Origin of the sequence: Haladaptatus sp. QDMS2 (assembly GCF_029338295.1) — an archaeon.
Classification (GTDB): Archaea; Halobacteriota; Halobacteria; order Halobacteriales; family Halococcaceae; genus QDMS2.
The window spans coordinates 2,909,929-2,934,547 of record NZ_CP119791.1; the positions used below are offsets into that span (position 1 = coordinate 2,909,929).

Consider the following 24,619-nt stretch of genomic DNA (forward strand, 5'->3'; position numbering starts at 1 on the left):
TGATGGGTACGGAACCACCCGGATTTGAACTCGGTCGCAACGTTGCGAGTTGCTCTCTGCTCAAACTGGTTGCTGTCCATTTCTGCCTCCTCACGTGCGTTCGTCGCACAGAAATGGGACCACCCGGATTTGAACCCCAGTCGCTGTCGCTCCTTTGTTCAAATCCGCGGCTCGTCAGAAGGCTCTCGCTCGCCAATTTGCTCGCGAGAGAATTATGGGACCACCCGGATTTGAACCAGGGTCACAGCGTCCCAAACGCTGAAGGATACCAAGCTACCCCATGGTCCCGCATTACTGGCTTATCGGCAGCAGTTGTAAAGGGTTTCGTTCCGCGTCTGTCGGTTTGCTACCGACCTACACGCCCCAAATCATGTAAATGCCCACTGTCGTCACGACGGCGAACACCAGTTGCAGCGGCGTGCCTACCTTCACAAAGTCCATGAATTTGTAGCCACCCGGCCCGTAGACGAACAGGTTGGTCTGGTAGCCAACGGGCGTCATGAACGCCGTCGAGGCGGCGAACGTCACCGCGAGGACGAACGAGAAGGCGTTCGCGTCGATGTCGGCGGCGGCCTGAATCGCCACCGGAATCATGAGCACCACGCTCGCGTTGTTGCTGATGATGTTCGTGAGCAGAGCCGTTCCGATGTAGAACACGCCGAGCACGCCGATTGCTGGCAACACGTCCGCAGACATCACGATGAGGTTGGCGAGGAACTCTGCTGCGCCCGTGCGCTCCATCGCGATGCCGAGGGGAATCACGCCCGCGAGCAGGAAGATGACGTCCCACTGGACGGCTTCGTACACCTCTGGTGGGCGGAGACAGCCGGTTGCGACCATGGCAATCGCCCCGCCGAGTGCGGAGACGACGATGGGCACGACGTTGAGCGCGGCGAGCGCGACGACGCCGACGACGATGCCGACGGCGATTGGAATCTTCGACTCACGATAGTCAGGGCGTTCGACTTCCTGGGCGATGATGAAGTTTCGATTCCGGCTGAGGCGGTTGATGCTTTCGGTGGTCGCCTGCACGAGCAGCGTGTCACCCGCCCGAAGCGGGGAGTTGTCCATCCGCTGGCGGATGAGTTCCCCACCACGACGCACCGCGAGGACGGTGGCGTCGTAGCGCTGGCGGAAGTTCGCCGTCGAGAGCGACTGCCCGACGAGCGCAGAAGAGGGGGCGACGACCATCTCGACCAGGTTGCGCCCTTCGCCCATCTTCTCCAGTTCCTCGTCGGTGACCTTGACTTCGGGAAGCAGGTCGAGGCCCTCCGCGTCGAGAAGTTGGACGAGCGTCCGGCGGTCGGTACGCACCGCGAAAATGTCCCCCGCCTGAATCGTCTTCGGGCCGAGTGGTTCGAGGAAGACCGCATCGTTGCGAATCAGTTGAATCAGGTCCACGTCGAAGTCCGTCTCCTTGAGCGCTTCCTGGACGGTCTGGCCGATGATGGGCGAATCCTTGCGGACGACCACTTCGGTCAGGTACTCGGCCATCTGATACTCCTCAGTCAGGTCCTCTTCCGGCTTGATACGCTCTGGGAGGAGGAACCGGCCGACGACGAGCAGGTAGATGATGCCGACCACGGTCACGATGGCCCCGAGTTGCGTGAACTCGAACATCGTAAACGACCGCCCGAGCAGTCGCCCCGAGAGGTCAGACGCGAGGATGCTGGTCGAGGTTCCGATGAGCGTCAGCATCCCGCCGAACATCGAGGCGTAGGAGAGGGGAATCAGGAGTTTCGACGGCGAGGTACGTCCCTTGTGCGCGAGGTCGGTCACCATCGGCAGGAGAATCGCCACAGCTGCCGTGTTGTTGATGAACCCCGAGATGGGGCCGACGATGCCCATCGTCGCGAATAACTGTCTGCTCTCGCTTTCGCGTGTATATCGCCCCACCCACGTCCCGAGCATCTGGACCACGCCGGTTCGCTGAATGCCGTAGCTCAGAATGAACATCGCGAGGACGGTCACCGTCGCCGGACTGGCGAACCCGGAGATGCCGTCTTCGGGTGTGATGCCGGTCAGCGGCCCGAACACCATCAGCGCGACCATGATGCCGATGGCGGTGATATCGACTGGGACGGGTTCGGTTGCAAAGAGGAACAGCGCTACGAGGATGATGGCGAAAACCACCAGGGCTCCTGGGTCAAGCGCTGTTACTACCACAGCAGTATGTATTTTGCAACTGCCAAAAAGAGTGCGGTCGTCAGGATTCCTCGTCGCGCAACTCAATGTTCGCCACGATTTCGTACGGGTCGAGGCCCTTCCGAATGCCGTCTAACATGGCGAACGCCTCGGGCGGCGAGAGGAAGTGACGCGTCACCGCCCGCCCGAGGGGTGTCGGTTCGAACCCGTCGATGAACTCGTACTGGAGGAGTTTTCCGATTGCGTGTTTCGTCGAGAAATCGCCGAGCATCCGGTCATTCAGGCGCTTTGCGCCCTTCCCCGCAACGACGAGGTTCGCGAGCGTCTCCTCGATGGCGGCGTCCTCGTCGTACGGCGTCCGCACCGATTCCATCTCGTCTTTGAGCAGGGTGAAGGCCACCTCGTCCTCAGAGCGCTCCATACTGCCGTGGTAGGACCCGTCCGGCTCGACGAGCAGGTAGACGACACCCTTGTCGTGGTAGTCGGGGCGGCCCGCACGCCCGAGCATCTGGTGGAACTCCTGGACGGAGAGCCACTCGATACCCATCGCGAGCGAGTCGAAGATGACCTGCGAAGCCGGAAAGTCGACCCCAGCGGCCAGTGCGGCTGTCGTGACGACTGCCGCCAGTTCCTGCTCTGCGAACATCCTTTCGACCTTTTTCCGCCGCTTGTAGTCGAGGCCGGCGTGGTACGGCGCGGCGTTGTACTCGAGTTTTCGCGAAATCTCGTGACAGCGCCGGCGGGAGTTCGTGAAAATAATCGTCTGCCCTCGGTAGCCCTTCGAGGACTTGGTGTCGAAGGCACGTTTGACGAGTTTGTTTTCGATGCGCGGCTTCTCGGCCCCCGAGGCGAACGTGACGTGGCGCTCGATTGGCACGGGCCGCTCTTCGAACTCGATGAGCGTGGCTTCCAGCCGTTTTGCCAGCCACTTCGGGTTGCCGACGGTTGCAGAGAGGTAAATCCACTGCGCCCCCTTGTACGACTGCTTGCGTTTTGCGCGCTGCTCGCAGTAGTGTTTCAGCCGGGCGATGAGGCCGTCGAGGCGGTGGCCTCGCCCCTCGTCTTCGAGCATGTGCACCTCGTCGATGACGACGGTGCCGATGTCACCGAGGTCCTTGCCCGTCCGCAGCGCGTGGTCAATCCCCTCGTAGGTTCCCACAATTACGTCAGCGTTCGGGTCGAAGCGGTTGCCGTTGTCCTGGACTCGGCTCGCGCCGACTCGAATCGTGACTTTGCCGAGGTGGCCGTAGCGTTTCTTGAAGTCCTCGTGTTTCTGGTTCGCGAGGGCGACGAGGGGCACGAGAAACAGCATCTTCCCCTTGTTGTTCAGGTGGTTGTTGATGCCGGCCATCTCCCCGATGAGCGTCTTGCCCGTCGCCGTCGCGCTCACGACGAGTTGGTCGTTGCCGTCGAGCAGCCCATTTCTGACCGAGAGGCTCTGGACGGGGAGCAAGGTATCGAACCGGTCTGCGAGGAGGTCCTTGATGCCTGGGTGCATCTTGAGTTCGTCCGTCTTGACCGGGTTGACGTCCTCGACGGTGGCCGAAATCTCGTCGAATTTCGTCAGGTCGGGGTCTAAGTTCCCCTTGAGCAGGTTCGTGATGCGCTCTAAGTTCTGGACCGAAAGCAGGAGTTCTTCGAGGCGTTCGACCGCCGTCGCGGTCAGGTCGCCCTGGAAAGAGAGTTCCCGTTCGAGTTCGCGTTTCGCACAGTCGGTACAGATGTGCTCGCGGTCGGTTTCGATGGCCGTCTTGCTCGTGAGCGGCGAGTACCGTCCTTCACCAGCACAAATCCGACAGGTGCGCACGCGAGTGGCTTCGAGTTGGTAGCCGGCGAGCATCTCTCGGAGTTCTTCTGCTGCGTGCTGGGAGGTCTGCTCTGAGATGCGGATACGCGTGGCTCGCCGGGCGATCTCGACGAACTGGTCGGGACTGCGTGGCTCCTCGCTCGACCCGCGAATCACCCGAAAGCGGGCGGGTCGCGGACCGGCGTTCGTCTCTTTGAGTTCGAGCCGGGCGCGAAAGACCCGCTCTCCGTCCCGCATGACGGATACGAGGTAGTAGTCGCCAACCTCGTGGAGGAACAGCGTGTCGACCCGGGCGAGCTGCTGTGACACGTTCGCGAATACGCGGGCCGGGGTACTTAGGCCGCTCGCTACTCGACGAGTTCGATAGCGTTGTCACCGTTCGGAACCGCACAGAGGAACGACCCCTCTTCGTCGCTCTCGTTTAGGTACCAGTGGACCACGCCCGCGGGAATCAGTAGTGAGTCGCCCGCGGAGACGGTGTACTCCTCGTCGCCGATGCCGACGGTGTACTCTCCGGCGAGGACGTACTGTTCGTGTTCGACTTCGTTCGTGTGTTTCGGGACGGACGCACCGGGGTCGAGGACGAATCGTCGGATGGCGAAATGCGGAGCCCCTTGGTCCTCGCTCAGGAGGACGCCTTTTTGCATTCCCTCGGCCGCGCCGACGGGTTCGTACTCGATGTCTGCGGCGCGACGCACGAGGGGTACTGGCGTTTCGGTCATACGTCCTCTACCCAGCGCGTCGGGTTAAGATTTGGTCACGTCGCCCCACCAGCACATATCCCGACTGAAACGTGTAGCTTTCTGACAGAGCACGCGCTCTTAAGGCGATTGCGCGCTTACCATGGGGCATGCGTAGTTTCCAGATCGGGCGGCTCTTTGGCATCCCGATCAAACTCGACCTGACATTTCTGTTGGTCCTGCCAGTGTTCGCCTGGCTCATCGGAACGCAGGTCGGGCTGTGGGCGGGGACGTTGAACGACCTCTGGGGGACGGGTATCGACCCGGCGAATCTGAACGGCAGCCAGCGACCGCTCATTCTCGGCGCGGTCAGCGCCGTTGGCCTGTTTGTCGGCGTCGTCCTCCACGAACTTGGCCACTCGCTGGTCTCGATGCGGTTTGGCTACCCCATCGCCTCCATCAAACTCTGGCTGCTCGGCGGGGTGGCCCAGCTCACCGAGATGCCCGAAAACTGGAAGCAGGAACTCCTCATCGCCATCGCCGGCCCCATCGTCAGCATCGCGCAGGGAATCATCTTCTACCTCGTGCTCATCTCGATTCCCGGCTTCAGTGACCCCATCAAGTTCGTGATTGGCTACCTGGCGCTCACCAACTTCGCGCTCGCGGCGTTCAACCTCCTGCCGGGCTTCCCGATGGACGGTGGCCGCGTGCTTCGCGCCCTGCTCGCCCGGAATCGCCCCTACGCCCAGGCCACCCGTATCGCCGCGGAAGTGGGCAAAGCGTTCGCCATCTTCCTCGCGCTCATCGGCCTGTTCGGCGGCGGTGGCATCTTCATGGTCGCCATCGCTTTCTTCATCTACATTGGAGCCTCCTCAGAGAGCCAGCAGATGACGATGAAGGCCGCCTTCGAGGGCGTTCGCGTCCGCGACATCATGACGCCAGAAGACCAGGTCGATTCGGTGAGTCCGGACAACTCGGTCACGGAACTGCTCCGGCGGATGTTCGCAGAGCGCCACACCGGCTACCCGGTCATGCGAAACGGCGAACTCGTCGGCCTCGTGACTCTCGGCGACGCCCGCGAAGTGAAGGAAGTCGAACGCGACGCCTACACCGTCTCCGACGTGATGAGCGACGAACTCCACACGATTTCCCCAGAGAGCAACGCGCTCGATGCCCTCCAGCGCATGCAACAGAACGGCATCGGTCGCCTGCTCGTCGTCGACGAATTCGGCGGATTCCTCGGCCTCATCTCGCGGACGGACCTTATGACCGCCTTCGACATCATCCAGTCGAGCGGGCCGACGCAGGTACGCCCGGGCCGCCCGGCGGTCGACCCACCGACGAAGCCGTTCGACGACCCTTCTCAGTAATCAGACCGTCTCGATTTCGTCGCGCAACCACGTTTCTGCGGCGTCGAGTGCCGCCGCGTCCTCGCTTCTGAGTTTCAGCCGATTGCGCCGCTGTTCGCGGTTCGGATAGCAGCCGATTTCCACGTCGAACCGTTCTCGCACCGCACCGAGTACGCCGAGCAACTGCCCCTCCGGCGTCGGCGTGTAGAGCGTCCGCGTCTGCATCGCGCCCGAAAATTCGTCTGCCACCTGTTCGAACATGGCCTTCATCTCCGAGGGGATTCCGGGGAGGGCGTAGACGTTGTTCGCGACACACCCCGGCGAGAGGCCCGCGTCGTTGACGAGCACCCGCGCCCCCTCGGGAATAGAGGCTTCCGCCTCGGCATCGATTTCGAGGTCAGGATAACGGTCTGCCACCTCGGCGAGTCGCTCCTCGACGGCGACGAGCGCCGCGTCGTTCACCACCAACTCCCGGTCGAAAGCGCGGGCGACGGCTGCCATCGTCACATCATCTGGCGTGCCGCCAAGGCCGCCGGTCACGACGACGGCGTCGAACTCGGTGCTGTAGGCCCGGACGTGGTCTGCGATGACTTCCTCGTCGTCGGGAACCACGAGAATTCGCACGACCGAGACGCCCCGGTCGCCCAACTGCCGCGCCAGCCACGACGCGTTCGTGTTATCGATATCGCCAGCGAGCAGTTCGTCGCCGACGGTCAACAGCGCAACGTGCATGGGTGCTCTCGTGGCTGGAGTGGGTTAAGCGATTGCGTGAAACGTGCACGATAGACCCCTTCGCTTCCAGTGGAGAATAATGATGGTTCGAGAAACCTGCGTGTGGAGAAACCGGCCTACTGGCCGTCGTTCGCCACCGACAGCGAGGCGAAGAAGCCAAAGTAGGCGACGACGCCACAGAGCAGGCAGAGCTGGTAGGCCCATTCTGGTCCCTGCACGACGTCGAACAGGATGGTCACGCCGGTGACCCAGCCAATCGCGAACACGAGGTCGACGACCATCCCGTCGCGGTGTTCGCGGACGTGGTTCCGGACGGTCGCGACGAGTCCGCCGTCGGTTGCAATCCCGTCGTCGCCCATCTCAGGTGCCACCTCGTTCGTCCACGACGAGCACCGGCCGGTGGGTCGTCCGGAGGACGCGCTCGGTGACGCTCCCGAGGAGCGCTCGCTTGACGCCCGACCGGCCGTGGCTGCCCATCACGACGAGGTCGGCTCCCGCGTCGTCTGCGTAGTCTGCGATGACCTCGTGCGGTGCCCCGACGCGCACTTCTTCGTGCACCTGCACGTCGCGGGAGGCGGCCGCAGCCGCTACCGCACCGGTCGCCGCGTCTGCCTTCTCCTGTAACTCGGTCATCTCGCCGAAGTTACCCTGCGTGATGCGGTCTACCTGCTCGGTGCCGAGGCCGAAGTTCACCGCGTCGATGTCGACGACGTACAGGGCGTGCAGTTTCGCTCCGTACGTCGCGGCGAGGTCGACAGCGTGGTCGATGGCGACGCTCGCCGTGTCGCTTCCGTCGGTCGGAATGAGGATGTCTTGGTACATGGATTAGTCGTCAGCGGGGGTCTTGCCGCCGCTTTTGTTGACGAAGTCCTCTGCGGACTGTTGCTGGCCCATCGGTTCGGGGCTGTGACACTGGCGGACCATCTGCTTTATTTCCATCGGCGGTTCCGGCGTCGCGAGCGAGACGGCGATGGTGACGAGGAAGACGAGCGGCGTCCCGACCAGTGCGGCCCCGATTGGGGGCACGTACTGGGCGTAAATCGGGATGAGTGCCTGCCCTGAGCCACCTGCGATGTCGGCGAGGAACGGGACGTAGGCCGGGAGCACGCTGTTTACGACCGACGTTATCCAGAGCAGGAGGCCGACGGTCATCCCGGCGAGTGCGCCCTCTCGATTCGTGTTCTCCCACCAGAGGCCGAGGAAGAACATCGGGAACAGCACCGTCCCGGCGAGCGAGAACGCGTAGGCGACGAGTTCGCCGATGAGCGCCGGCGGGTTGAACGCGGTCACGGTGACGAGCGCGCCAATGACGACGATGGTCGCCCGCCCGATGAGCACCTGCTGGCGCTGGGTCGCGTCTTTGTTGATGAGTTCTGCGTAGATGTCGTGAGCCACGGCCGACGAGGCCGTGATGAACAGGCCAGCGGTGGTCGCAATCGCCGCGGCCATCGCGCCGGCGGCGACGAGGCCGACGAACCAGCGCGGCAGGTTCGCGAACTGCGCGGCGAGGACGACGATGACGTCGCCCTCCGCGCCAGACATGGCCTGTGAACCGCTGAAGACGGCATCCGGCCCGATGTTGTTCACTTGCGCGAACAGGTCGACGCCGAAGGCGGCCATCGCGGGGGCGGCCCAGTAGAGCAGGAGGATGAAGAACAGGCCCCAGACGGTCGACCAGCGGGCGGTTCGCTCGCTCTTGACCGTATAGAATCGAACGAGAACGTGGGGCAAGCCGCAGGTTCCGAAGATGAGCGAGAAGGCCGTCGCGATCCAGATGTAGTACGAGGCGTTCTCGAACGGCGCGGAGAACTCCCGACCAAGGTCGTTTATCAGCATCCCGTACTCGATTTGCGGGAGAATCGTGGAGTACCCCTGCGTGAAGCCGACGACGTAGACGCCGGCGAGGAACGCGATGATGAGGATGACGTACTGGACGGCCATGTTCTTGGTCGCCCCGAGCATTCCCGAGAGCGCGAGGTAGCCGACGGTGATGGTCATCATCACGACGATCATCGGGATGATATCGAGGCCGAAGACGTACTGGCCGACCAGTCCCATGCCGCGGGCCTGGCCGACCGAGTAGACGTACGCGATGAGTAGGGTGGTAAACGCCGCGAGCGCCCTGGCCGTCGGCGAGTTGAATCGGTCTGCAACGAAGTCAGGAGCCGTGTACTTCCCGAACCGACGCATCTGTGCGGCGAGGAAGATGAGCAGGACGAAGTAGCCGGTCGTCCAGCCGACGATGAACGCGAGGCCGTAGAACCCGGAGAGGGCGACCAGCCCCGCGAGTCCGAGATACGACGCCGCGGACATCCAGTTTGCGCCGATTGCCATGCCGTTCTCGATGTTCCCGATGCCGCGTCCGGCGACCCACATCCCCTCGGTGTCTGCCACTTTGAAGATGTAACCGATGACGAGGAACGACGCCATCATCAGGAAGACGATGATTGCGGGGACGAGCTTGAACGAGATGTCGAGTGCCTCCGCCTGCAATGGGAGTATCACTGGTCTGCACCTCCGCTCGCGGCCTTCGAGTCACTCGTTCCGGCCTTCTTCGACGCCGACCCGGCAGTGCCGTGGTCGATGCCGTACTTCTCGTCGAGTTTGTCGCGCTGGCGAGCGTAGACGGCCGCCAGCACGAGCGCCCCGGTCGGTGCGCCGAAGGCGACGAGGAAGTAGTGAAGCGGGAAGCCAATTCCCGGAATCGTCGTCGTCATCACGTCGGGCGCGACGACGGTGGCCGTCACCGGCCCGAAGACGATGAGCGCCCAGATGGCGAAACTGGCCCAGACGATTTTGAGGTGGTCTCGCATGAACGCCGTCGACGGACTCAGGAGGTTCACCTCCTCTTCCAGATAGTTCGTGCGTCTGTGTTGCTGTGCGGCCTGTGTGAGCGTCCCGCCGTCCGTCTCCATCGACGAGGACCCTGTCGAATCGTGCGTGTTGTTTTCTTGCATGGGTGGGTGTGGGTTGTGGGGTCGTGCGTTGTACCGTCAAAAAAATTGGAATGGCGTGGTCAGTCGTCCTGTACCTTCGCGGCGATTTCGGAGACGATGTCCGGGTTCCGGAGCGTCGAGGTATTCCCGAGTTCGTCGCCGTTCGCGATGTCCTCTAAGAGGCGGCGCATGATTTTGCCAGAGCGCGTCTTTGGCAGTTCCGGCGTGAAGACGACCTGCTCGGGGCGGGCGATTGGCCCGATGGCCGAGTTGACGCCCTCGATGATACGCTCGGCCATCTCGTCGTCGCCCTCGTAGCCGTCTTCGGTGATGACGTAGGCGTAAACCGCCTCGCCTTTCACGTCGTGGTGGCCGCCAACCACGGCGGCTTCGGCGACGCCTTCAACGTCCACGATGGCCGATTCGATTTCCATCGTCCCGAGGCGGTGGCCGGAGACGTTGATGACGTCGTCGACCCGCCCGAGGACGGTGATATAGCCGTCTTCAGAAATCTTCGCGCCGTCTTCGGGGAAGTAGACCCAGTCGTCGGGGTCGTCGCTGTTGGTGTCCGAGTAGGTGCGCCAGTACTCCTCGATGTAGCGCTCGTCGTTTTGATAGAGCGTCCGGAGCATCCCCGGCCACGGCTTGTTCACAGTCAGGTAGCCGGCGCGGCCCGCGTCGACCTCGTTGCCCTCCGTGTCGACGATGCGGGCGTCGATGCCCGGCAGCGGTGGCCCCGCGGACCCTGGCGACATCTCACCGACACCCGGCAGGGTGGTTATCATCATGCCGCCGGTTTCGGTCTGCCACCAGGTGTCCACGACGGGACACTCCTCGCCGCCGATGTGCTTGTAGTACCACTTCCACGCACGCGGGTTGATTGGTTCACCGACCGTTCCGAGCAGGCGCAGCGAGGAGAGGTCGTGGCTTTCTGGGTACTGGGACCCCCACTTCATGAACGCCCGAATCGCCGTCGGCGCGGTGTACAGTTGGTTCGCGTCGTATTCGTCGACGATTTCCCAGAGGCGGTCTTTCTCGGGATAGTCCGGCGTCCCCTCGTACATCATCGTGGTCGTCCCGAGCGCGAGCGGGCCGTAGACGATGTAGGAGTGGCCGGTAATCCAGCCGATGTCTGCGGCACAGAAGTAGGTGTCCTCGGCTTTCACGTCGAGGACGGCCTGCGAGGTCCACGCGGTGTAGGCGAGGTAGCCGCCCGTGGTGTGTTTGACGCCTTTCGGCTGACCCGTCGTGCCCGAGGTGTACATCAGGAACAGCATGTCCTCTGCGTCCCGGGAGACGGGGTCGACGGTCGCGCCTTCCTGGGCGGCGACGAGTTCGTCGTAGTCGTGCTGGCTGGCCTCCATCGGGTGGTCGTAGTCTTCGTCGAGGCGGTCGACGACGACCGTCTCCACGTCGTGTTCGACGCCCGAAAGCCCCTCGTCGGCCTTCGCCTTGTGTTCGAGCGGGTCACCGCGCCGATAGTAGCCGTCACACGTGACGAGGTACGCAGAGTCCGCCGCGTTCATCCGGGTGGCGAGTGCGTCGGCGGAGAAGCCGGCGAACACCACCGAGTGCGGCGCCCCGATTCTCGCACACGCGAGCATCGCAATCGGGAGCTCTGGAATCATCGGCATGTAGAGGGTAACGATGTCGTCCTCCTCGACGCCGAGGTCCCGGAGTGCGGCCGCGAACTCGTTTACCTCGCGGTGGAGTTCCCGGTAGGTGTAGGTTCGATTTGCCTCGTCGGTCGGTTCGCCGACCCATTCGATGGCGGCTTCGTCACCGTGTTCGTCGAGGTGTCGGTCGATGCAGTTCGCCGAGGCGTTGAGCGACCCGCCCGTGAACCACTCGAAAAACGGTGGGTTCGAGTCGTCGAGAACGGTGTCGTAGTCCGTCTCCCAGTCGAGTACGTCGGCGGCCTGTTCCCAGCAGCCCGGCCACTCGTTTTCGAACTCGTCGTAGATGCCCTCGTCCGCCACGTTCGCTTGCTGTACGAACGATTCAGGCGGGCTGAACCGCTCCTGTTCTGCCAACCGAGCCTCCAGTTCGGTGTTGGTGTCCTGCGACATAGTGAGCCGTGTTGACAACCATTATATTAGGGTATAAAGGGTGTAACTAATTATACTAACTTCGCGAAAAACGCACCGCGAGCGGTCGCGGCAAATAGTCTCTCTTAGCCTGTCTCGGGCGGCTGTTGCCGTCGCACCTGAGAGATGGAGATTTCTTACGAAACGGCTCTGTTTACTCCTCAGTCGTTGATCGTTCGATTCGGAAACTTCGAATCTCATCGAGAGTATCAGCGGTCTCATACGGCCAAACTCATCGAATTACTGTCGTATTGAATCAGCATGGGTAGCTTGAAGCGTCGGGTTCGCAGAAAAATAATCGAGAGTGAGACTGCTTCCCTCGTTGCTGTCCCGTTAGTCGTCTGCGGTTGCCTGCTGCTCGGTGATGTATTTGACAATTTCGTCCGTTTCAGTTTTGAAATCGTCAAGGTCGGTCTCATTCCCGTGGAGAATCGTCGAGAAGTATTTCGTGTCGGCGGCGAGGTTGACAGCTTCCTTGAGCTCCTCGTCCTTGACGCCACTCAACCGCGCCTCCTCCGTGTGGAAGTAGGTACAGAAAGGACAGCTAATCGCGGCTGCGACGCCGACCCCAATGAGTGCTTTCTCGCGCGCGGACAGTTCGGTGTCTTCTCCCAAGTTGAGGTCGCGAAAGAGCCCCCAACTGTGTTCACTCGCCGATTCTGCCAAGTTCTCCATCCAACTCGGAACTTGGCCGAGCATTCCCTCCATCTCTTGTTGTGTGGCTTTCGATACCATCAGTTACACACCTTCACCTCCGAATCCGATGTGATAGGAGGTGTAATTATTAGGACGAATTAGGTTACTAAAGTTATGAGGTGGTTGGGTGAGTATAATCTACCTGTATCGACGACTTTCTTCAGAGCTGTGTAGTTAGTACACCAGCCTAACGAACGGGCCACCACCGGAGCCCACTAACCAGCCTGTATCAATTGACCGTACTGTATATCCGGCGTTCACTCCCGAACCGCGGCGTCTGCGTCCTCGATGACAGCGGTGAGTACCTTCTGTTGAGCCTTCCGGAGGTGATTGTGCAGCGTCGGCGACGAGACGTCCATCGAGGCAGCCAGCTCCTCTGCGGTCGAGCCACGGGGCCACTCGAAGTAGCCCGAAAAGTAGGCCGCCCGGAGTACCGAGCGCTGTTTCTCGGTGAGGCTGTCTGTCATCACCTGTCGCGGGCCCGAACTGGTCTGGGTGGGCCGCTCGATTTCTCGCTTCGAGACGAGTTCTGAGTCTGCGAACACGTCGGTCAGGTCCTCGACCACCGCTCGAACGTCGGTGCGCCGCGAGAACACGCCCGCCACCTCAGCGACGCCGTCTTCGACGGTCATCGTCTCGACGGTTCCACCGCGTGCGACGAGCGTCGAAACGACCGTCTGGTCGGTCACGACGAACTCGAGGAGGGCTCCCGACGCGAAGTCGCGAATCAGCCGCGCTTCGGTGACCGAGTCGGTGTCGTCGATTGCGTCGAGAACGGCCCGCACTTCGGCCCCGCGGACGGTCACGAAGTAGAGGAGGGCGTGGTCTTCGACCGGGACGACGCCTTCGACTTCGAACCCACAACCGAGTCGCTGGGCGGTGGCGACGAGGAAGTCCTGTGAATCGGTCGTCCGAAACGCCAGTTCGACCCCGGTGTCGGCGAGCAGGAGACGTTTTCGTTCGAGCGACGTGATGACCTCGCCGACCCGTCTGGCAACGTCCGTGAGCAGTTCGCGGTCGGCCGACTCGACCGACGGGTGGGCCACACAGAGCAGTCCGTTGACGCGTTCGTTCGACTTGAGTGGGGCGACGACGAGCGCACAGCCCGTGAGCCGCCCGCCGACGTGGGCGAGGACGTTTCGGATGACGATCGCCTGTGATTCGCCCTCGAAGCTGTCGACGCCGCCGGCCTCGTCCACGATGTCCCGCAGGTCAGTCTCGCCCTCGCGGTGGTTCGCGTACGTCCGGGGGACGCCCTGTTCGTCGCACACCCACACGGTGCGGTACTCCCCGGCGAGCACCTCACACGTCGCCCGTTCTACCTCCTCGCGTGTCGTGGCGTCTGCGAGTTCCGTCCCGAGTGCGTGGACGCACGAGAGCAGCGCGTCGCTTCGCGCCGACGGCGCATCGTTCGGTTCTGTGCCCTCCTGCCCATGCGGCGCACGAAGCGGTTCGAACGCGTCGATGATGGCCGCTCTTGAGGGTGGTTCGAGATAGGGGTCGAGGCTTTCGAGGCTCTTCCACCCGCCGACGGCTCTGACGACCTGCGGATGGATGCCCTCGCATTCGAGGAGATGGTGGGCGTAGTACTGGCGCAGGTCGCGGGGCGAGACCGATTGCAGTCGCTCGTCGTCGGTTCGTGCGGCGACGTCGGTAACCAGCATCTGGATGCGTCGCGGACTCACGTCGAACACGTCGTCGTCGGGGTCGCGGTCGTTCACCGCAACGAACTTGCGCAGGTCGTGGGCCACGTCCGGGAGCAAATACGCCGCCCGTTCGCGCTCGTCGCTCGAAATCCTGAGGAAGGCGTGCGTCTCCCCGTCGCGTTCTTGTTCGACCAGGTCGCGGGGGTGAAGCGGGCGACCTCACTCGGGCGCAGCCCGGCTTCCCCCATGAGCGAGACGACCAGCTCCTCGCGGTAGGTCTCGGTCGCCCGCTTCAGGCGCGAATACGCCCGCGGGGTCAGGAACGTAGATTCCTCACGGTTCATCCTGTGTTTCGTGCTTTTCGAAAAACCCGAATTTAACTGTTACTGCTCTGCTCGCTGTTGCTGGGCGAACTGCTACGAGACTTCGACTTTCTCCACTCGAATTCACACTCTCGTTTCGTCCTTTTCGAAATATCCGAACTCATCGGTCTTCGACGATCGATTCGAGTTCGCCGACCACCTCGGGGTTCCGGAGCGCGCTGGTGTCGCCGAGGCGCTCGCCGTTGGCGATGGCCGCGAGATGTCTGCGCATTATCTTCCCCGACCGGGTCTTCGGGAGCGCCGGGGCGAAAGTGATTCGCTCTGGAACCGCGAGTTCGCCGATGGACGCCGTCACCGCCTCGCGGATGGTCGCTGCGAGCTGGTCGTCGCCGACGACGTTCTGCTCGGGGGTGATGTAGGCGTGGATGGTCCGTCCCTCCACGTTTCGTCTCCCGCCGACGACGGCGGCTTCGGCGACGCCTTCGACGTCCACGATGGCCGATTCGATTTCTTTGGTTCCGATTCGCGTCCCCGCGACGTTGACTACGTCGTCGGCCCGGCCGAGCAACTGGATGTAGTCGGCCTCGACCGCTCGGTCGCCGGTGACGTAGTACCACTCGTCGTCCGCGCCGACGACGCGCTCGCTCTCGTCGCAAAAGCCGTAGGGAATTCCGGGCCAGGGCTTCGTGATGCGGAGGTGACCCGGCGTTCCGGGTTCGACGGGGTCGCCGCGGGCGTCCACGATTTCCGCCTCGATGCCCGGTAGCGGGCGACCGACCGCCCCCGGTTTCATTGGGTCCACCCCCGGCAGCGTGGTTATCATCATGCCGCCCGTTTCGGTCTGCCACCAGGTGTCCACGACGGGGCACTCGCCACCGCCGACGTGTTCTGCGTACCAGCGCCAGGCGCTTTCGTCGATTCGTTCGCCGACCGTCCCGAGCAGGCGCAGCGACGATAGGTCATACTTCGCGGGGTGTTCTTCGCCCCACTTGACGAAGGTTCGAATCGACGTGGACGCAGTGTAGAAGACGTCCACCGCGTTTCGTTCGATTATCTTCCAGAGGCGGTCTTTGTCCGCCTGATTGGGCGTTCCCTCGTAGAGGACGGTCGTTGCGCCCGTGGCGAGCGGGCCGTAGACGATGTAGGAGTGGCCGGTAATCCAGCCGATGTCTGCGGCACAGAAGTGCGTGTCCGTGGGTTCGAGGTCGAGTACCGTCTGTGCCGTCCACGCGACGTGTGCGAGATAGCCGCCCGTGGTGTGTTTGACCTCCTTCGGTTCGCCCGTCGTCCCCGAGGTGTAGATGTAAAAGAGGAGGTCCGTCGCGTCTCGGGGAACCGGGTCCACCGTTTGGCCCTCGTGGGTGGCGATGAGCTGGTCGTAGTGCCAGTGGTGGCCGCGGTGCCCCTCGTTGCCGAGGCGGTTGACGACGACCTGCGAGACCTCCTGTGGAACCGAGAGACAGGCGTTGTCCGCCGTGCTCTTCAGGTCGATGGCGTTGCCGCGCTGATAGTAACCGTCGCAGGTGACGACGAGTTCTGAGCCCGATTCCGCCATCCGGGTCGCGAGCGCGTCGGCCGAAAAGCCCGCGAACACCACCGAGTGCGGTGCGCCGAGGCGAGCGCAGGCGAGCATGGCGATGGGCAACTGTGGAATCATCGGCATGTAGAGGGTCACCACGTCGTCGTCCTCGACGCCGAGGTCGCGCAGCGCCGCCGCGAAGGCGTTTACTTCGCGATAGAGTGCCTGATACGTGTAGGTCTCCGTCTCGCCGAGTTCACCCTCCCAGGTGAGTGCGGCCTGGTTTTTCCGCCCGGCTTCGAGGTGTCTGTCGAGGCAGTTGTACGAGGCGTTCAGTGTTCCGCCAGGGAACCAGCAAAACCCGTCGCTGTCGTCGAGAACCGCGTCGTAGGGGTCGTCCCAGTCGAGGCGGTTGCCCGCCTCGCGCCAGCACGCAGGCCAGTTCGTCGCAAATTGCTCGTAAATCGACGGGTCTGCGACGTTCGCCTGGGCGACGAACGACGCTTTCGGGTCCACCCACTCACCGGGCACAGAAGACGTGTTCGCCGGTTGATTCCTCCCCGTGTCCATCTTAATCAAGCAGGGAATTCCGGCCTAAAGGCCGGGAGGGAATGCGACTAACGACTGTGCAACTGCCGTCAGTGGCCGGGCTGGACCCCGACCTGGAATCTTTATCGTGCATGAGTCTGTTTGTGAGGGTGACACACGCTGTGCGTGTGTCGCGCGACACACTCGAACCACTTCGTCCGGTTCCCCGCCGGATGACGCCCGAGGTGAGAGTCGTCCTATGAAACCGGACGGCAATGACACGTCAGGCGATGGGAGTGCCCGTGACAGCACCACGGGGCACTCCGAGGCAAGGCAGGGGCCCTGCCGTCCGAGCCTCGGGACGCGACGCCCCGAAACCGAACCGGCACCGGGCCGGGTGCCCACTGTGTGGGAAGCCCTACCCTTTAGGGCGGGCAAGGATGTCACGTGCGTTTCACCTGCGCAGAGGGTCACAAAAATTGTTCTGCTACCGGAAAACTATCTGACATCTGTTCGGTCTCAGTCGGAGAACGGTACCGATGGATGGATTCGCCGCAGAAAACGCAGGTTGCAAGGCTAGAGAAGCAACTCCAGGGACGACAGCGACCCTCAGACCGGCGTTTTCGATTCTTTTCGCCCGGTGAGTTCGTCGGGTACCAGCCGGTAGAATTCGAAGTGAATCTCTCCCGGCGGCTTTCCGAAGAAATCGACGAGCGGGATGGTGACGCGCTCTAGGCCCTGGAGCGTTTCTGTGGCGATCGCTTCGTCGTTCGTCTCCTCGAGCTTTCCACTGGCGATGACGCTCTTCCACCCGTCGCCGTCCATGCCGTAGATTACGAACGAGATGACACTATTGACGATTCGCTGCTTCCTGCTCTCCGGGCTCACGGCGAGCCGGAAGTAGAAGGTTTCTTCGCTCGCATCGTAGCCGTACGAGACCGGTATCGAGTGGGGGGCCTCATTGGCTGGCGTCGAGAAGGACATGACTCCCGTCCCACCAGTTCCGAGGAACTCGTCTCGCTCGTCGACCTCCATCTCGAGTGATTCTCTCGCACCCATACTGCGATGGTACGACCCGGAGAGGCAAAAGTATCTATACACTAACTGGTCACTTCTCTCTCGGTACCTTTGGTGTGTCTACGACAGGACTGGATGAACGCACGTTGCGTTACAATTTCTTCGCACTACCGAACGTGGCGTTCTCCGCTCACTTTCGAACTTCTCTTTGAATCTGGCGAACGTTCTCCCTAACTTACAGCAACACGCACGGGAAACGCCTATTCGACGTAGACGCGTGTGACGTATCCGCCACAGCCACACTGTTTGATATACTCCCACCTGAACGTACTGTCTGAATCGCCTTCGAGCGCGTCGTAGAGGTATATTTCAGGGTGGCCGTGTGCTCCGGACGTGACGAGATTGACGTAGTTTCCCGGTGCTGTGTGTTCGATTGCGTCGATTGCCTGCTCAATGACGAGGTTGGTGTCTGCGGCGTGGTGTGGTTTCTCGAGATTCGCCGACCATGAGTTTTCGTGAACGTGGTCTGTGACTGGTTCTATCATACCGTGTCCGTGTGTCTGGGTGTCGGTGGATTTCATGGGTCACGCGATCGGTTCGAACACGTCCGGGTTCTCCGGTCCTTCGGCAGTGATGACCGCAAGCGCGCCCTTACGTGCGACTCGCGAGAGCGCGTGGTCGACCAGCTTGAAGTCACCCGGGACCGGGAACGACATTGTCGCAACGCAGGCACTCCCGGGAAGGACGGGCGTCGTCTGGACGTACCGCATGGGTTCACTCGCAAGCGCCCCCTGCTCCCAGACTTCGTCCCAGACGCTGCCAATGGGGTGGAAGCTGCTGAACAGGTTCGGTCCACCGACCCCGAAGAAGATGCGAGCGGTCTCACCCGTCTTCACGTTCATCTCGGCGTACTTGTCTGGTGTGATGGCATACTTTTCGCCGTTCATCAGGACGTAGGTGGGGTCCTCCATCGCCATCCGCGCGAAATCGAACTCGTGGTGGCCCTTTTGGCCGGTCTTGCCGGTCGTGTAGAGTTCGTGCTGACCGAGATAGAACTCGTGGTCCACGGGAGGCAATCCCTCTTCTGGTTCGACGAGGATGATGCCGAACATCCCGGCGGAGATGTGATAGTCAACGTCCGCGACCGCACAGTGGTAGATGAACGCGCCCGGATAGGTCACCTTGAATCGGAGCCGTCGTTCTTCGCCTGGGGCGACCACGGTTGCCTCCGCACCGCCGCCCGGGCCGCGCGCAGCGTGAAAGTCCACATTGTGAACCATCGCATTGTCCTCGTGATTTCGAATGGTGAGATCCACTGTGTCACCGACACGGGTGCGGATAAACGGCCCTGGAACCTGGCCATTGAACGTCATGTATGTGAACGTGACGCCGGGTTCGACTTCAGCGACGAGTTCGAGTGTCTCCAACTCGACCGCAACCGTTGCGGGCTCCGTCCGCGTAATCGGGGCGGGAATGTCGCGAGGGTCGGCTGCAATGCGGCTGACATCGACGGGTTTCGCTGGACCGAGTTCGACTTCGGTTTGGAGCGAAATCGGTCGAGTTTGAATATTCGTGTGTGGCGGGGTGCCAACGGTACAGCCAGCCAGTGCCATCGCACCCCCGAGTCCAGCGGCCTGCAGTACACGACGTCGAGTTGTCGTAAATGTCATGAGTATGTTCTCCAGTTAATTGTTCCTCATCTAGTAGTATATAATGGAAATATGAGTCTCAGCCTGTGGGAACCATCATTTTGAGCTATCCATACCGCTCTGCTAATCTTATATATGGCCACAGCACTCTCAACAAACACGATTGGGCGGCGTCGCTTTTTGCAGGCTGCGACCGCGGCAACGGTCGGTGGGTCGCTGCTTGCGTCAGCGCGTCCAGCGGCCGCACAGGATGGAACCAGTCTCACCGAGTGGTTCTCGAACGTTTCTAACTACAACGGCATCACAGACGAGCGTGGCACCCCTCGCGTGCTGTCTCGGTTGGTGCAGCGGGGAACGGTGGTGGCTTCGCTTTTTCGCCGCCAGCGGTTCGCATCGATCCTGGAACGACCGTCGTCTGGACGTGGACTGGTGAGGGTGGCTTCCACAACGTCGTGGCCACCGACGGAGCGTACAAAAGCGAGCTGGTCGAGGAGGCAGCCAGCACCTTCGAGCACACCTTCGAGAGCGAGGGTGTCTCGACCTACGTCTGTGGTCCACACGAGGCGATGGGCATGAAGGGGGCGATAATCGTTGGGGATATCAAAGTCATCGCCTCACCGCCACAACCAGCGGTTACCTTCGCCACCCGCGAACCCGTTTACGGCGATTGGTTCAACGACGTGGACAACTTCGAAGGAACTGCCGACATGCGCGGTCAAACTGAGGTTCGAGTGCAAGTCGGTGCGGAAGGGAACGGTGGTGAATTCGCCGTTTCCCCACCCGCTATTCACGTCGACCCCGGTACCACGGTCATCTGGGAATGGGTTGGTGAGGGTGGCCCGCACAAAGTGACGCTCGAAGACGGGAGCCAGGCAGCCCCTCGCAGTCGACCGGCGAGTGGGGTCTCGTCTTCGACGGCGTTGGAATCAGCAAGTACGCCTGTGAACCACACCGAGCACAGGGAATGAAAGGTGCTGTTGTCGTCGGTGACGTCTTCGAGGGCGTATACGATCTCTCTCCAGTCTCCCTCAGCGTATTCGGTGGACTCGGCATGGCGCTCCTCTCACCGCTCGCCTTTGGTTTGTTCTTGCGACTACGAGGCGACCGCAAGGCTCGTCACAGGTATTGACACCCTCGATTCTCGCCTTCTGGGAATCAGACTCTCCTTATATTCTCTTTCTACTCGTCTACTTAATTGTAAGGTGAATAAAATGTCCATCAACGCCCCTAACACGTTCGAGAGCCAGATCGCTGGCGTCACCGTCACCGGGAAAGCTCACAGCCTCAGCGCGTGGTTCGTCCTCGCGCTCCGCCTCGTCATCGGTTTCGCGTTCCTTTACACCGGCCTCGAAAAGGTTCTCAACGGCTTCAGCGCCGCAGGATATCTCGGAAACGTCGCCGCAGCAAACGGAAATCCCCTTGAGGGAATGTTCCTCTGGATGAGCCAGACGCCCTGGTTCGTCGACTTTGTGAACGTCGCGGTTCCGTGGGGTGAAGTGTTCATCGGCCTTGGCCTCATGGTTGGCCTCCTGACCCGCCTCGCGGCGTTCTTCGGCGCGTTCATGATGCTCATGTTCTACTTCGGCAACTGGAACATGGCCCACGGGTTCATCAACAGCGACTTCATGTACATGCTGGTCTTCCTCGCGGTGGCCGCGTTCGGTGCGGGTCGCATCCTCGGCCTCGACGCGTTTGTCGAGCGCTACGAGATCGATGGCACGGCTCTCATCGAGAAGTACCCCGCCTTGGACTACATCCTCGGGTGAACTACCCCACCCTACCGCTCGTCTTGCGACTCGCGCTTGAGGGTGGGGCTTCCTGCTTCCAAGACGCGCTTTGCAGGAACCGAAGTGGTTCCCGTAGGGAGCGCAGTCTCCACAGGCGTTGATTCGGAGCGTCCCGCTCCTAACTGCTTGATTCCACGCCGAAGGATATTCCACGCCGCGTTCCAATCCCTGTCTGCGGTGAAGCTACACGAGGGACAGGAGTGTTCACGGACCCACAATGGCTTGTCGCTTTTCACTCCACACGCGGCGCACTCTTTGGTCGTGTTTCGTGGGTCAACCGAGATGAAGTGCGTTCCTTCTCGCTCGCATTTGTATTCGAGCATCCGAAGAAAAGTGCTCCATGCGGCGGATGCTCGGTTACGCGAGTTTGAGTTGAACTGCATCATCCCCTTCACGTTCAAGTCTTCGACCGCTACGAGGTCGTACTCTTTTGCGTAGTAGTTCGAGAGTTTGTGCAAAAAGTCGCGGCGCTTCCGTCGGAGGTCGGCGTGACACTCCGCGACCCGACGCCGTTGTGTCTCGTAGTTGGCAGAGCCGTGTTCCTTCCGCGAGAGTTTCCGTTGCTCTCGTTCCAAGCGTTCACGTTCGTCCGAGTGGTCGAGTGATCCGACCGCCGTGCCGTCGGTGTCGTGGGCGTACGTGAGAATCCCAACGTCGATACCGACGCACTTCTCGGGATTCTCGGGTTTCGCAGGCGGGTCGTCAGGGGTTTCGACGCCGAACGTAGCGAACCATTCGCCCGTCGGTTCCTTCTTGACCGTGACCTGCTTGAGTTTCGCGTCGTCGGGAATATCTCGGTGAAGCCGAATTGGTACGTCCGCGAGTTTCGAGAGTGATAGGACAGTCTGACCGCCCTTCTTGTCGAGCTTGAAGCCAGACTGACTGTACGTGAAACTGCGGAACTCCCGTGGCGGCTTCCACGTGAGTTGACCAACGCGATAGCCATTCTCCTTGAGTTTGGAGAGTCCTTTGACGTTCTGCTCGATTCGCATGACCGCTGTTTGTAGAACTGTCGAGTACACGTCCGAGAGGCTGTCCCACCACTCTTTCAGGGATGGAATCTCGTCTCGGATGGACCGAACACGCTGATTGAGCGTGCCTGCGTCCTCGGGTATTTGGTCGAAGCGGTAGAGCGCGTGGTTGTAGAGTTGCCTACAAATGTCTCGGTGGCGGTCCAACTCCTCTCGGTGGGCGTCGGACGGCTTGAGACGGTACTTGTAGGCGTAGTACATTCGCTACTCGTGTTCCTCGATGTACTCGTCAAGTCGCTCGCGGATGAACGACGAGAGATTCAGGTGGTGTTCCTGAACCCACTCGTGTTGGTCCTCTCGGAGCGTGATTGTGGTTCGTTTCACCGTATGCATTGTATTTACTGTATGCACAAAGCAGTTACGATTGCGTGGGCCTGTGGGACGAGTGTCGAACGTGTTTGACACTCGTGCGGCGTTGACGAGACGCGTCGCGTCTCGTTCGCACACGAGAGTAAAGCTCTCGTGAACGCTGTATCCCCTCCCTACTCGCTCCCTTTGGTCGCTCCTTGAGGAAGGGGGCTTAGCGCCTACTTTCAGCTAAAGCGCACCGTTTCTGCTTTTTCGATTTTCTGACGTCTGCTCCGAGTCCTGTCGTGGATTTGTTTCTCGAATCCCTGGTATACTCGTGCGGACGATACAACCTCACTCGGCGTAGAGTGAGTACAGAATTATCCCAAAGCCAGCGGTCGTGAGCGTGCTCTCGATCGAAAGGACGATTCCTGAGTCCAATCCGAACGCTTGGTGGGCTGCACCCGCAGCAAGAGCCCCAACTGTAACGATAGCAAATCCGAGTGCAAGTACCCCAAGCGGCGGTGCGTTGGTTCGTCGATAGGCTCTGTACGCAAAGTAGGTGATGAGGCTGCCGAGGACGAGCGTAATCGTCTTCAGGGCCACGACCACCGTTGGGATGAGTGAACTCATGTTCCTCTGCGCATTTCCGCCCACATCGATGCAAGCTGTTCCTCCGGTTGTGCTGGCGGACGGACGATGGAAACGTCAAATTCTCGGTTTTCGTCGAGCCAAATCGAAACTTCCTCGAACGCGGTATGGTACATCGTTTGGTGGTGTCCGTCTTGCCGGAGTTTCATCTGTGTGGCTAGCAGCGAGGCGTCGTTGAGTTGTTCGAGTTTTCGGTACGTCGTCGAAAGCGGTACGTCGGCCGCATCGGAAAGTTCTCGTGCAGTCATCGGTTCCGTCAACCGTCGAATGAGCGTTCGACATGCCGGGTCGTCCAGACTATCGAGTATCTCCTGCACAGCGGGCGCGTCGTCCTCCCAGAACGATTTTCGCACCATATACCGTCAAAATCCGCACACTGCTAGATTAATGTATTGTTCATCGCAGGGCCCGCGCCTTTTCGATTGACAGCCGGCGACGGGATTGTGCAATCGTCTGGTTTGAACGAATGGGTCTGTCCTGTCCAACCGTTCTCGTGCCCGGCGTACTCCCCGCACTGATTGTGGTTCGTGTTGCTTGATTCTCACCTCGTGAGAATTAGTTTCATCGGTTAAGACATATCCATCCAAAGAACTACATGTATGAGTGACAGAATCGGTGCCCCCGGAACCGGAATCTCCCGTCGAAAATTCCTCGCCGCAACCGGCAGCGCTGGTCTCTTTGCGACCGCTGGCTGCACGACTATCTCACAGCCGACGGTACGAACTGTCCCGCTCTCCGGTTCACAGAATGGGCTGAACCTCGACCTCCCGGAGACCGGGAAACCCGAGGTCGTAAACTTAGACGAACGGGGCCACGCGGTCACGATTAAATCCGTGATGGCTCGCCATCACATCCACCCTGGTGAGACGATGAACGGCCCCATCACGCTCCCTGTCGTCTGGGCGTTTCAGGCGGACGATGGCGTTCCGAGCGTCCCTGGCCCTATTCTCCGGTGCACCGAGGGTGCGGAACTGAAAATCACGCTCGACAACTCGGAGATGCAGATGCCCCACACGTTGCACTTCCACGGGGTGCGAAAGACGTGGGAAAACGATGGTGTCCCGACGACGACCGGCGTGACGGTCATGCCCGGCGAGAAGCACACCTACACCATCCCTGCGAACGTCCCGGGCACGCACCTCTATCACTGCCACTACCAGACGCCGATGCACATGGACATGGGCATGTACGGCATCCTTCGGGTTGACCCGAAGGGGTACGAGGAGGCTGACAAGGAGTACTTCATGACCGTCAAGGAATGGGATACCCGCCTCTCGCGCCAGCACGGTGGCGAAAACGTCCAGTACTCGCTCTCGAACCGACACGGAGACGCGTTCACCATCAACGGGAAATCCGCACCCGCGACGTTTCACCCCGAGACGGGGTCACCACTCATCGTCGAACCCGGTGACACGGTCCGCGTCCACTGGGTGAACGCGGGGTTCATGAGCCACCCGCTGCACGTCCACAATCACCGATTCAAAATCGTCGAAAAAGACGGGAGTCCGATGCCGGAGCCGTTGCAGTTCCTGCAAGACGTCGTCAACGTGGCTCCAGCAGAGCGTTACACTATCGAGTTCGAGGCCGATGCAGACCCGGGTATCTATCCGGTTCACTGTCACAAGGTCGACCACATTCGCAACGGCGACAGCTACCCCGGCGGGATGCTGACCGCGATCGTCTACACGGACGCGATGGATACCGATATCTTCCGCAGCGTGATGGACTATGCAGGGTACCAGGGGTGA

General features: G+C 61.2%; 23 protein-coding genes, 1 tRNA gene and 1 pseudogene. 5 read left to right on the forward strand and 20 right to left on the reverse strand.

The window, feature by feature from the left end:
* Nucleotides 1-215: 215 nt before the first annotated feature.
* The 4 genes from P1M51_RS15795 to P1M51_RS15810 form a co-directional block, all read right to left on the reverse strand.
* Nucleotides 216-288, reverse strand: a tRNA-Pro gene (locus P1M51_RS15795).
* A 66-nt stretch (nucleotides 289-354) separates the two neighbouring features.
* Entirely contained in the window at nucleotides 355-2,166 is a 1,812-nt protein-coding gene (locus P1M51_RS15800) for an SLC13 family permease (RefSeq protein WP_276274695.1), read from the reverse strand.
* Between the two features lie 40 nt (nucleotides 2,167-2,206).
* Entirely contained in the window at nucleotides 2,207-4,261 is a 2,055-nt protein-coding gene (locus P1M51_RS15805) for a DEAD/DEAH box helicase (RefSeq protein ID WP_276246129.1), read from the reverse strand.
* A 38-nt stretch (nucleotides 4,262-4,299) separates the two neighbouring features.
* Nucleotides 4,300-4,674 (reverse strand): cupin domain-containing protein, encoded by a 375-nt coding sequence (locus P1M51_RS15810; RefSeq protein ID WP_276246130.1) that lies wholly within the window; start codon nucleotides 4,672-4,674, stop codon nucleotides 4,300-4,302.
* 128 nt (nucleotides 4,675-4,802) lie between these two features.
* Between P1M51_RS15810 and P1M51_RS15815 the strand changes: the two genes are divergently transcribed.
* Entirely contained in the window at nucleotides 4,803-6,002 is a 1,200-nt protein-coding gene (locus tag P1M51_RS15815; RefSeq protein ID WP_276246131.1) for a CBS domain-containing protein, read from the forward strand.
* Here P1M51_RS15815 and P1M51_RS15820 read toward each other — a convergent pair whose 3' ends face one another.
* The 13 genes from P1M51_RS15820 to nirK form a co-directional block, all read right to left on the reverse strand.
* Nucleotides 6,003-6,713, reverse strand: a complete 711-nt coding sequence (locus P1M51_RS15820) for a competence/damage-inducible protein A (RefSeq protein WP_276246132.1) — start codon at nucleotides 6,711-6,713, stop codon at nucleotides 6,003-6,005. It abuts the gene before it with no gap.
* A gap of 116 nt (nucleotides 6,714-6,829) precedes the next feature.
* The gene (locus P1M51_RS15825) at nucleotides 6,830-7,072 is read right to left on the reverse strand and encodes a hypothetical protein (protein WP_276248451.1); all 243 of its coding nucleotides are present in this window, start codon (nucleotides 7,070-7,072) and stop codon (nucleotides 6,830-6,832) included.
* Between the two features lies 1 nt (nucleotide 7,073).
* Entirely contained in the window at nucleotides 7,074-7,535 is a 462-nt protein-coding gene (locus P1M51_RS15830) for a universal stress protein (RefSeq protein WP_276246133.1), read from the reverse strand.
* Nucleotides 7,536-7,538: 3 nt separating this feature from the next.
* A complete protein-coding gene (locus P1M51_RS15835; RefSeq protein WP_276246134.1) occupies nucleotides 7,539-9,218 on the reverse strand; it encodes a cation acetate symporter in 1,680 nt (559 codons plus the stop codon).
* Complete coding sequence (locus P1M51_RS15840; protein ID WP_276246135.1) at nucleotides 9,215-9,670, reverse strand: DUF4212 domain-containing protein; 456 nt, start codon at nucleotides 9,668-9,670, stop codon at nucleotides 9,215-9,217. The genes P1M51_RS15835 and P1M51_RS15840 overlap by 4 nt, the downstream gene beginning before the upstream one ends.
* A gap of 59 nt (nucleotides 9,671-9,729) precedes the next feature.
* Nucleotides 9,730-11,718, reverse strand: a complete 1,989-nt coding sequence (gene acs / locus P1M51_RS15845; protein WP_276274696.1) for an acetate--CoA ligase — start codon at nucleotides 11,716-11,718, stop codon at nucleotides 9,730-9,732.
* Between the two features lie 351 nt (nucleotides 11,719-12,069).
* Nucleotides 12,070-12,444, reverse strand: coding sequence for a carboxymuconolactone decarboxylase family protein (locus P1M51_RS15850; protein WP_369685108.1), 375 nt, complete (start codon nucleotides 12,442-12,444; stop codon nucleotides 12,070-12,072).
* Between the two features lie 245 nt (nucleotides 12,445-12,689).
* Entirely contained in the window at nucleotides 12,690-14,195 is a 1,506-nt protein-coding gene (locus tag P1M51_RS15855; RefSeq protein WP_276274697.1) for a bacterio-opsin activator domain-containing protein, read from the reverse strand.
* On the reverse strand, nucleotides 14,150-14,422 hold the full coding sequence (locus tag P1M51_RS15860) for a hypothetical protein (RefSeq protein ID WP_276274698.1): 273 nt from the start codon (nucleotides 14,420-14,422) through the stop codon (nucleotides 14,150-14,152). The genes P1M51_RS15855 and P1M51_RS15860 overlap by 46 nt, the downstream gene beginning before the upstream one ends.
* A 139-nt stretch (nucleotides 14,423-14,561) precedes the next feature.
* Nucleotides 14,562-16,490, reverse strand: coding sequence for an acetate--CoA ligase (gene acs / locus P1M51_RS15865; RefSeq protein ID WP_276274699.1), 1,929 nt, complete (start codon nucleotides 16,488-16,490; stop codon nucleotides 14,562-14,564).
* 567 nt (nucleotides 16,491-17,057) lie between these two features.
* Nucleotides 17,058-17,507: a pyridoxamine 5'-phosphate oxidase family protein gene (locus tag P1M51_RS15870; protein ID WP_276246140.1), complete on the reverse strand. Its 450-nt coding sequence runs from the start codon at nucleotides 17,505-17,507 to the stop codon at nucleotides 17,058-17,060.
* A 218-nt stretch (nucleotides 17,508-17,725) separates the two neighbouring features.
* Entirely contained in the window at nucleotides 17,726-18,046 is a 321-nt protein-coding gene (locus P1M51_RS15875; protein WP_369685073.1) for a CGCGG family rSAM-modified RiPP protein, read from the reverse strand.
* A gap of 3 nt (nucleotides 18,047-18,049) precedes the next feature.
* Nucleotides 18,050-19,135 (reverse strand): copper-containing nitrite reductase, encoded by a 1,086-nt coding sequence (gene nirK / locus P1M51_RS15880; RefSeq protein ID WP_276246142.1) that lies wholly within the window; start codon nucleotides 19,133-19,135, stop codon nucleotides 18,050-18,052.
* Between the two features lie 368 nt (nucleotides 19,136-19,503).
* On the opposite strand from nirK, the pseudogene P1M51_RS15885 reads away from it, so the two are divergent.
* From P1M51_RS15885 to P1M51_RS15890, 3 genes and pseudogenes are all read left to right on the forward strand, one after another.
* Nucleotides 19,504-20,082 (forward strand): annotated as a pseudogene (locus tag P1M51_RS15885) (plastocyanin/azurin family copper-binding protein); the annotation flags it as partial.
* Nucleotides 20,040-20,243, forward strand: a complete 204-nt coding sequence (locus P1M51_RS20140) for a plastocyanin/azurin family copper-binding protein (protein WP_369685316.1) — start codon at nucleotides 20,040-20,042, stop codon at nucleotides 20,241-20,243. The pseudogene P1M51_RS15885 and the gene P1M51_RS20140, both read left to right, overlap by 43 nt.
* 82 nt (nucleotides 20,244-20,325) lie before the next feature.
* Nucleotides 20,326-20,880 carry a DoxX family protein gene (locus tag P1M51_RS15890; protein WP_276246144.1) on the forward strand — a complete coding sequence of 185 codons (555 nt, stop codon included), beginning with the start codon at nucleotides 20,326-20,328 and terminating at the stop codon, nucleotides 20,878-20,880.
* Between the two features lie 11 nt (nucleotides 20,881-20,891).
* On the opposite strand, the gene P1M51_RS15895 is transcribed toward P1M51_RS15890, so the two are convergent.
* The 3 genes from P1M51_RS15895 to P1M51_RS15905 all read right to left on the reverse strand — a co-directional run bounded on the left by P1M51_RS15895 (nucleotide 20,892) and on the right by P1M51_RS15905 (nucleotide 23,227).
* Nucleotides 20,892-22,133, reverse strand: coding sequence for a transposase (locus P1M51_RS15895; protein ID WP_276246145.1), 1,242 nt, complete (start codon nucleotides 22,131-22,133; stop codon nucleotides 20,892-20,894).
* Nucleotides 22,134-22,574: 441 nt separating this feature from the next.
* Nucleotides 22,575-22,853, reverse strand: coding sequence for a hypothetical protein (locus P1M51_RS15900; protein WP_276246146.1), 279 nt, complete (start codon nucleotides 22,851-22,853; stop codon nucleotides 22,575-22,577).
* Nucleotides 22,850-23,227: a helix-turn-helix domain-containing protein gene (locus tag P1M51_RS15905; protein WP_276246147.1), complete on the reverse strand. Its 378-nt coding sequence runs from the start codon at nucleotides 23,225-23,227 to the stop codon at nucleotides 22,850-22,852. The genes P1M51_RS15900 and P1M51_RS15905 overlap by 4 nt, the downstream gene beginning before the upstream one ends.
* A gap of 243 nt (nucleotides 23,228-23,470) precedes the next feature.
* Here P1M51_RS15905 and P1M51_RS15910 point away from each other — a divergent pair, with 243 nt between their 5' ends.
* Nucleotides 23,471-24,619: a multicopper oxidase domain-containing protein gene (locus P1M51_RS15910; protein ID WP_276246148.1), complete on the forward strand. Its 1,149-nt coding sequence runs from the start codon at nucleotides 23,471-23,473 to the stop codon at nucleotides 24,617-24,619.

Bases quoted from the DNA above. Each gene is read 5' to 3' on its own strand.
- P1M51_RS15820 (WP_276246132.1), bottom strand. From the start codon at position 6,713: ATGCACGTTGCGCTGTTGACCGTCGGCGACGAACTGCTCGCTGGCGAT.
- P1M51_RS15870 (WP_276246140.1), bottom strand. From the start codon at position 17,507: ATGGGTGCGAGAGAATCACTCGAGATGGAGGTCGACGAGCGAGACGAG.
- acs (WP_276274699.1), bottom strand. From the start codon at position 16,490: ATGGACACGGGGAGGAATCAACCGGCGAACACGTCTTCTGTGCCCGGT.
- P1M51_RS15860 (WP_276274698.1), bottom strand. From the start codon at position 14,422: ATGAACCGTGAGGAATCTACGTTCCTGACCCCGCGGGCGTATTCGCGC.
- acs (WP_276274696.1), bottom strand. From the start codon at position 11,718: ATGTCGCAGGACACCAACACCGAACTGGAGGCTCGGTTGGCAGAACAG.
- nirK (WP_276246142.1), bottom strand. From the start codon at position 19,135: ATGACATTTACGACAACTCGACGTCGTGTACTGCAGGCCGCTGGACTC.
- P1M51_RS15810 (WP_276246130.1), bottom strand. From the start codon at position 4,674: ATGACCGAAACGCCAGTACCCCTCGTGCGTCGCGCCGCAGACATCGAG.
- P1M51_RS15830 (WP_276246133.1), bottom strand. From the start codon at position 7,535: ATGTACCAAGACATCCTCATTCCGACCGACGGAAGCGACACGGCGAGC.
- P1M51_RS15840 (WP_276246135.1), bottom strand. From the start codon at position 9,670: ATGCAAGAAAACAACACGCACGATTCGACAGGGTCCTCGTCGATGGAG.
- P1M51_RS15905 (WP_276246147.1), bottom strand. From the start codon at position 23,227: ATGGTGCGAAAATCGTTCTGGGAGGACGACGCGCCCGCTGTGCAGGAG.
- P1M51_RS15895 (WP_276246145.1), bottom strand. From the start codon at position 22,133: ATGTACTACGCCTACAAGTACCGTCTCAAGCCGTCCGACGCCCACCGA.
- P1M51_RS15910 (WP_276246148.1), top strand. From the start codon at position 23,471: ATGAGTGACAGAATCGGTGCCCCCGGAACCGGAATCTCCCGTCGAAAA.
- P1M51_RS15900 (WP_276246146.1), bottom strand. From the start codon at position 22,853: ATGAGTTCACTCATCCCAACGGTGGTCGTGGCCCTGAAGACGATTACG.
- P1M51_RS15875 (WP_369685073.1), bottom strand. From the start codon at position 18,046: ATGAAATCCACCGACACCCAGACACACGGACACGGTATGATAGAACCA.
- P1M51_RS15890 (WP_276246144.1), top strand. From the start codon at position 20,326: ATGTCCATCAACGCCCCTAACACGTTCGAGAGCCAGATCGCTGGCGTC.
- P1M51_RS15815 (WP_276246131.1), top strand. From the start codon at position 4,803: ATGCGTAGTTTCCAGATCGGGCGGCTCTTTGGCATCCCGATCAAACTC.
- P1M51_RS15825 (WP_276248451.1), bottom strand. From the start codon at position 7,072: ATGGGCGACGACGGGATTGCAACCGACGGCGGACTCGTCGCGACCGTC.
- P1M51_RS15850 (WP_369685108.1), bottom strand. From the start codon at position 12,444: ATGGAGGGAATGCTCGGCCAAGTTCCGAGTTGGATGGAGAACTTGGCA.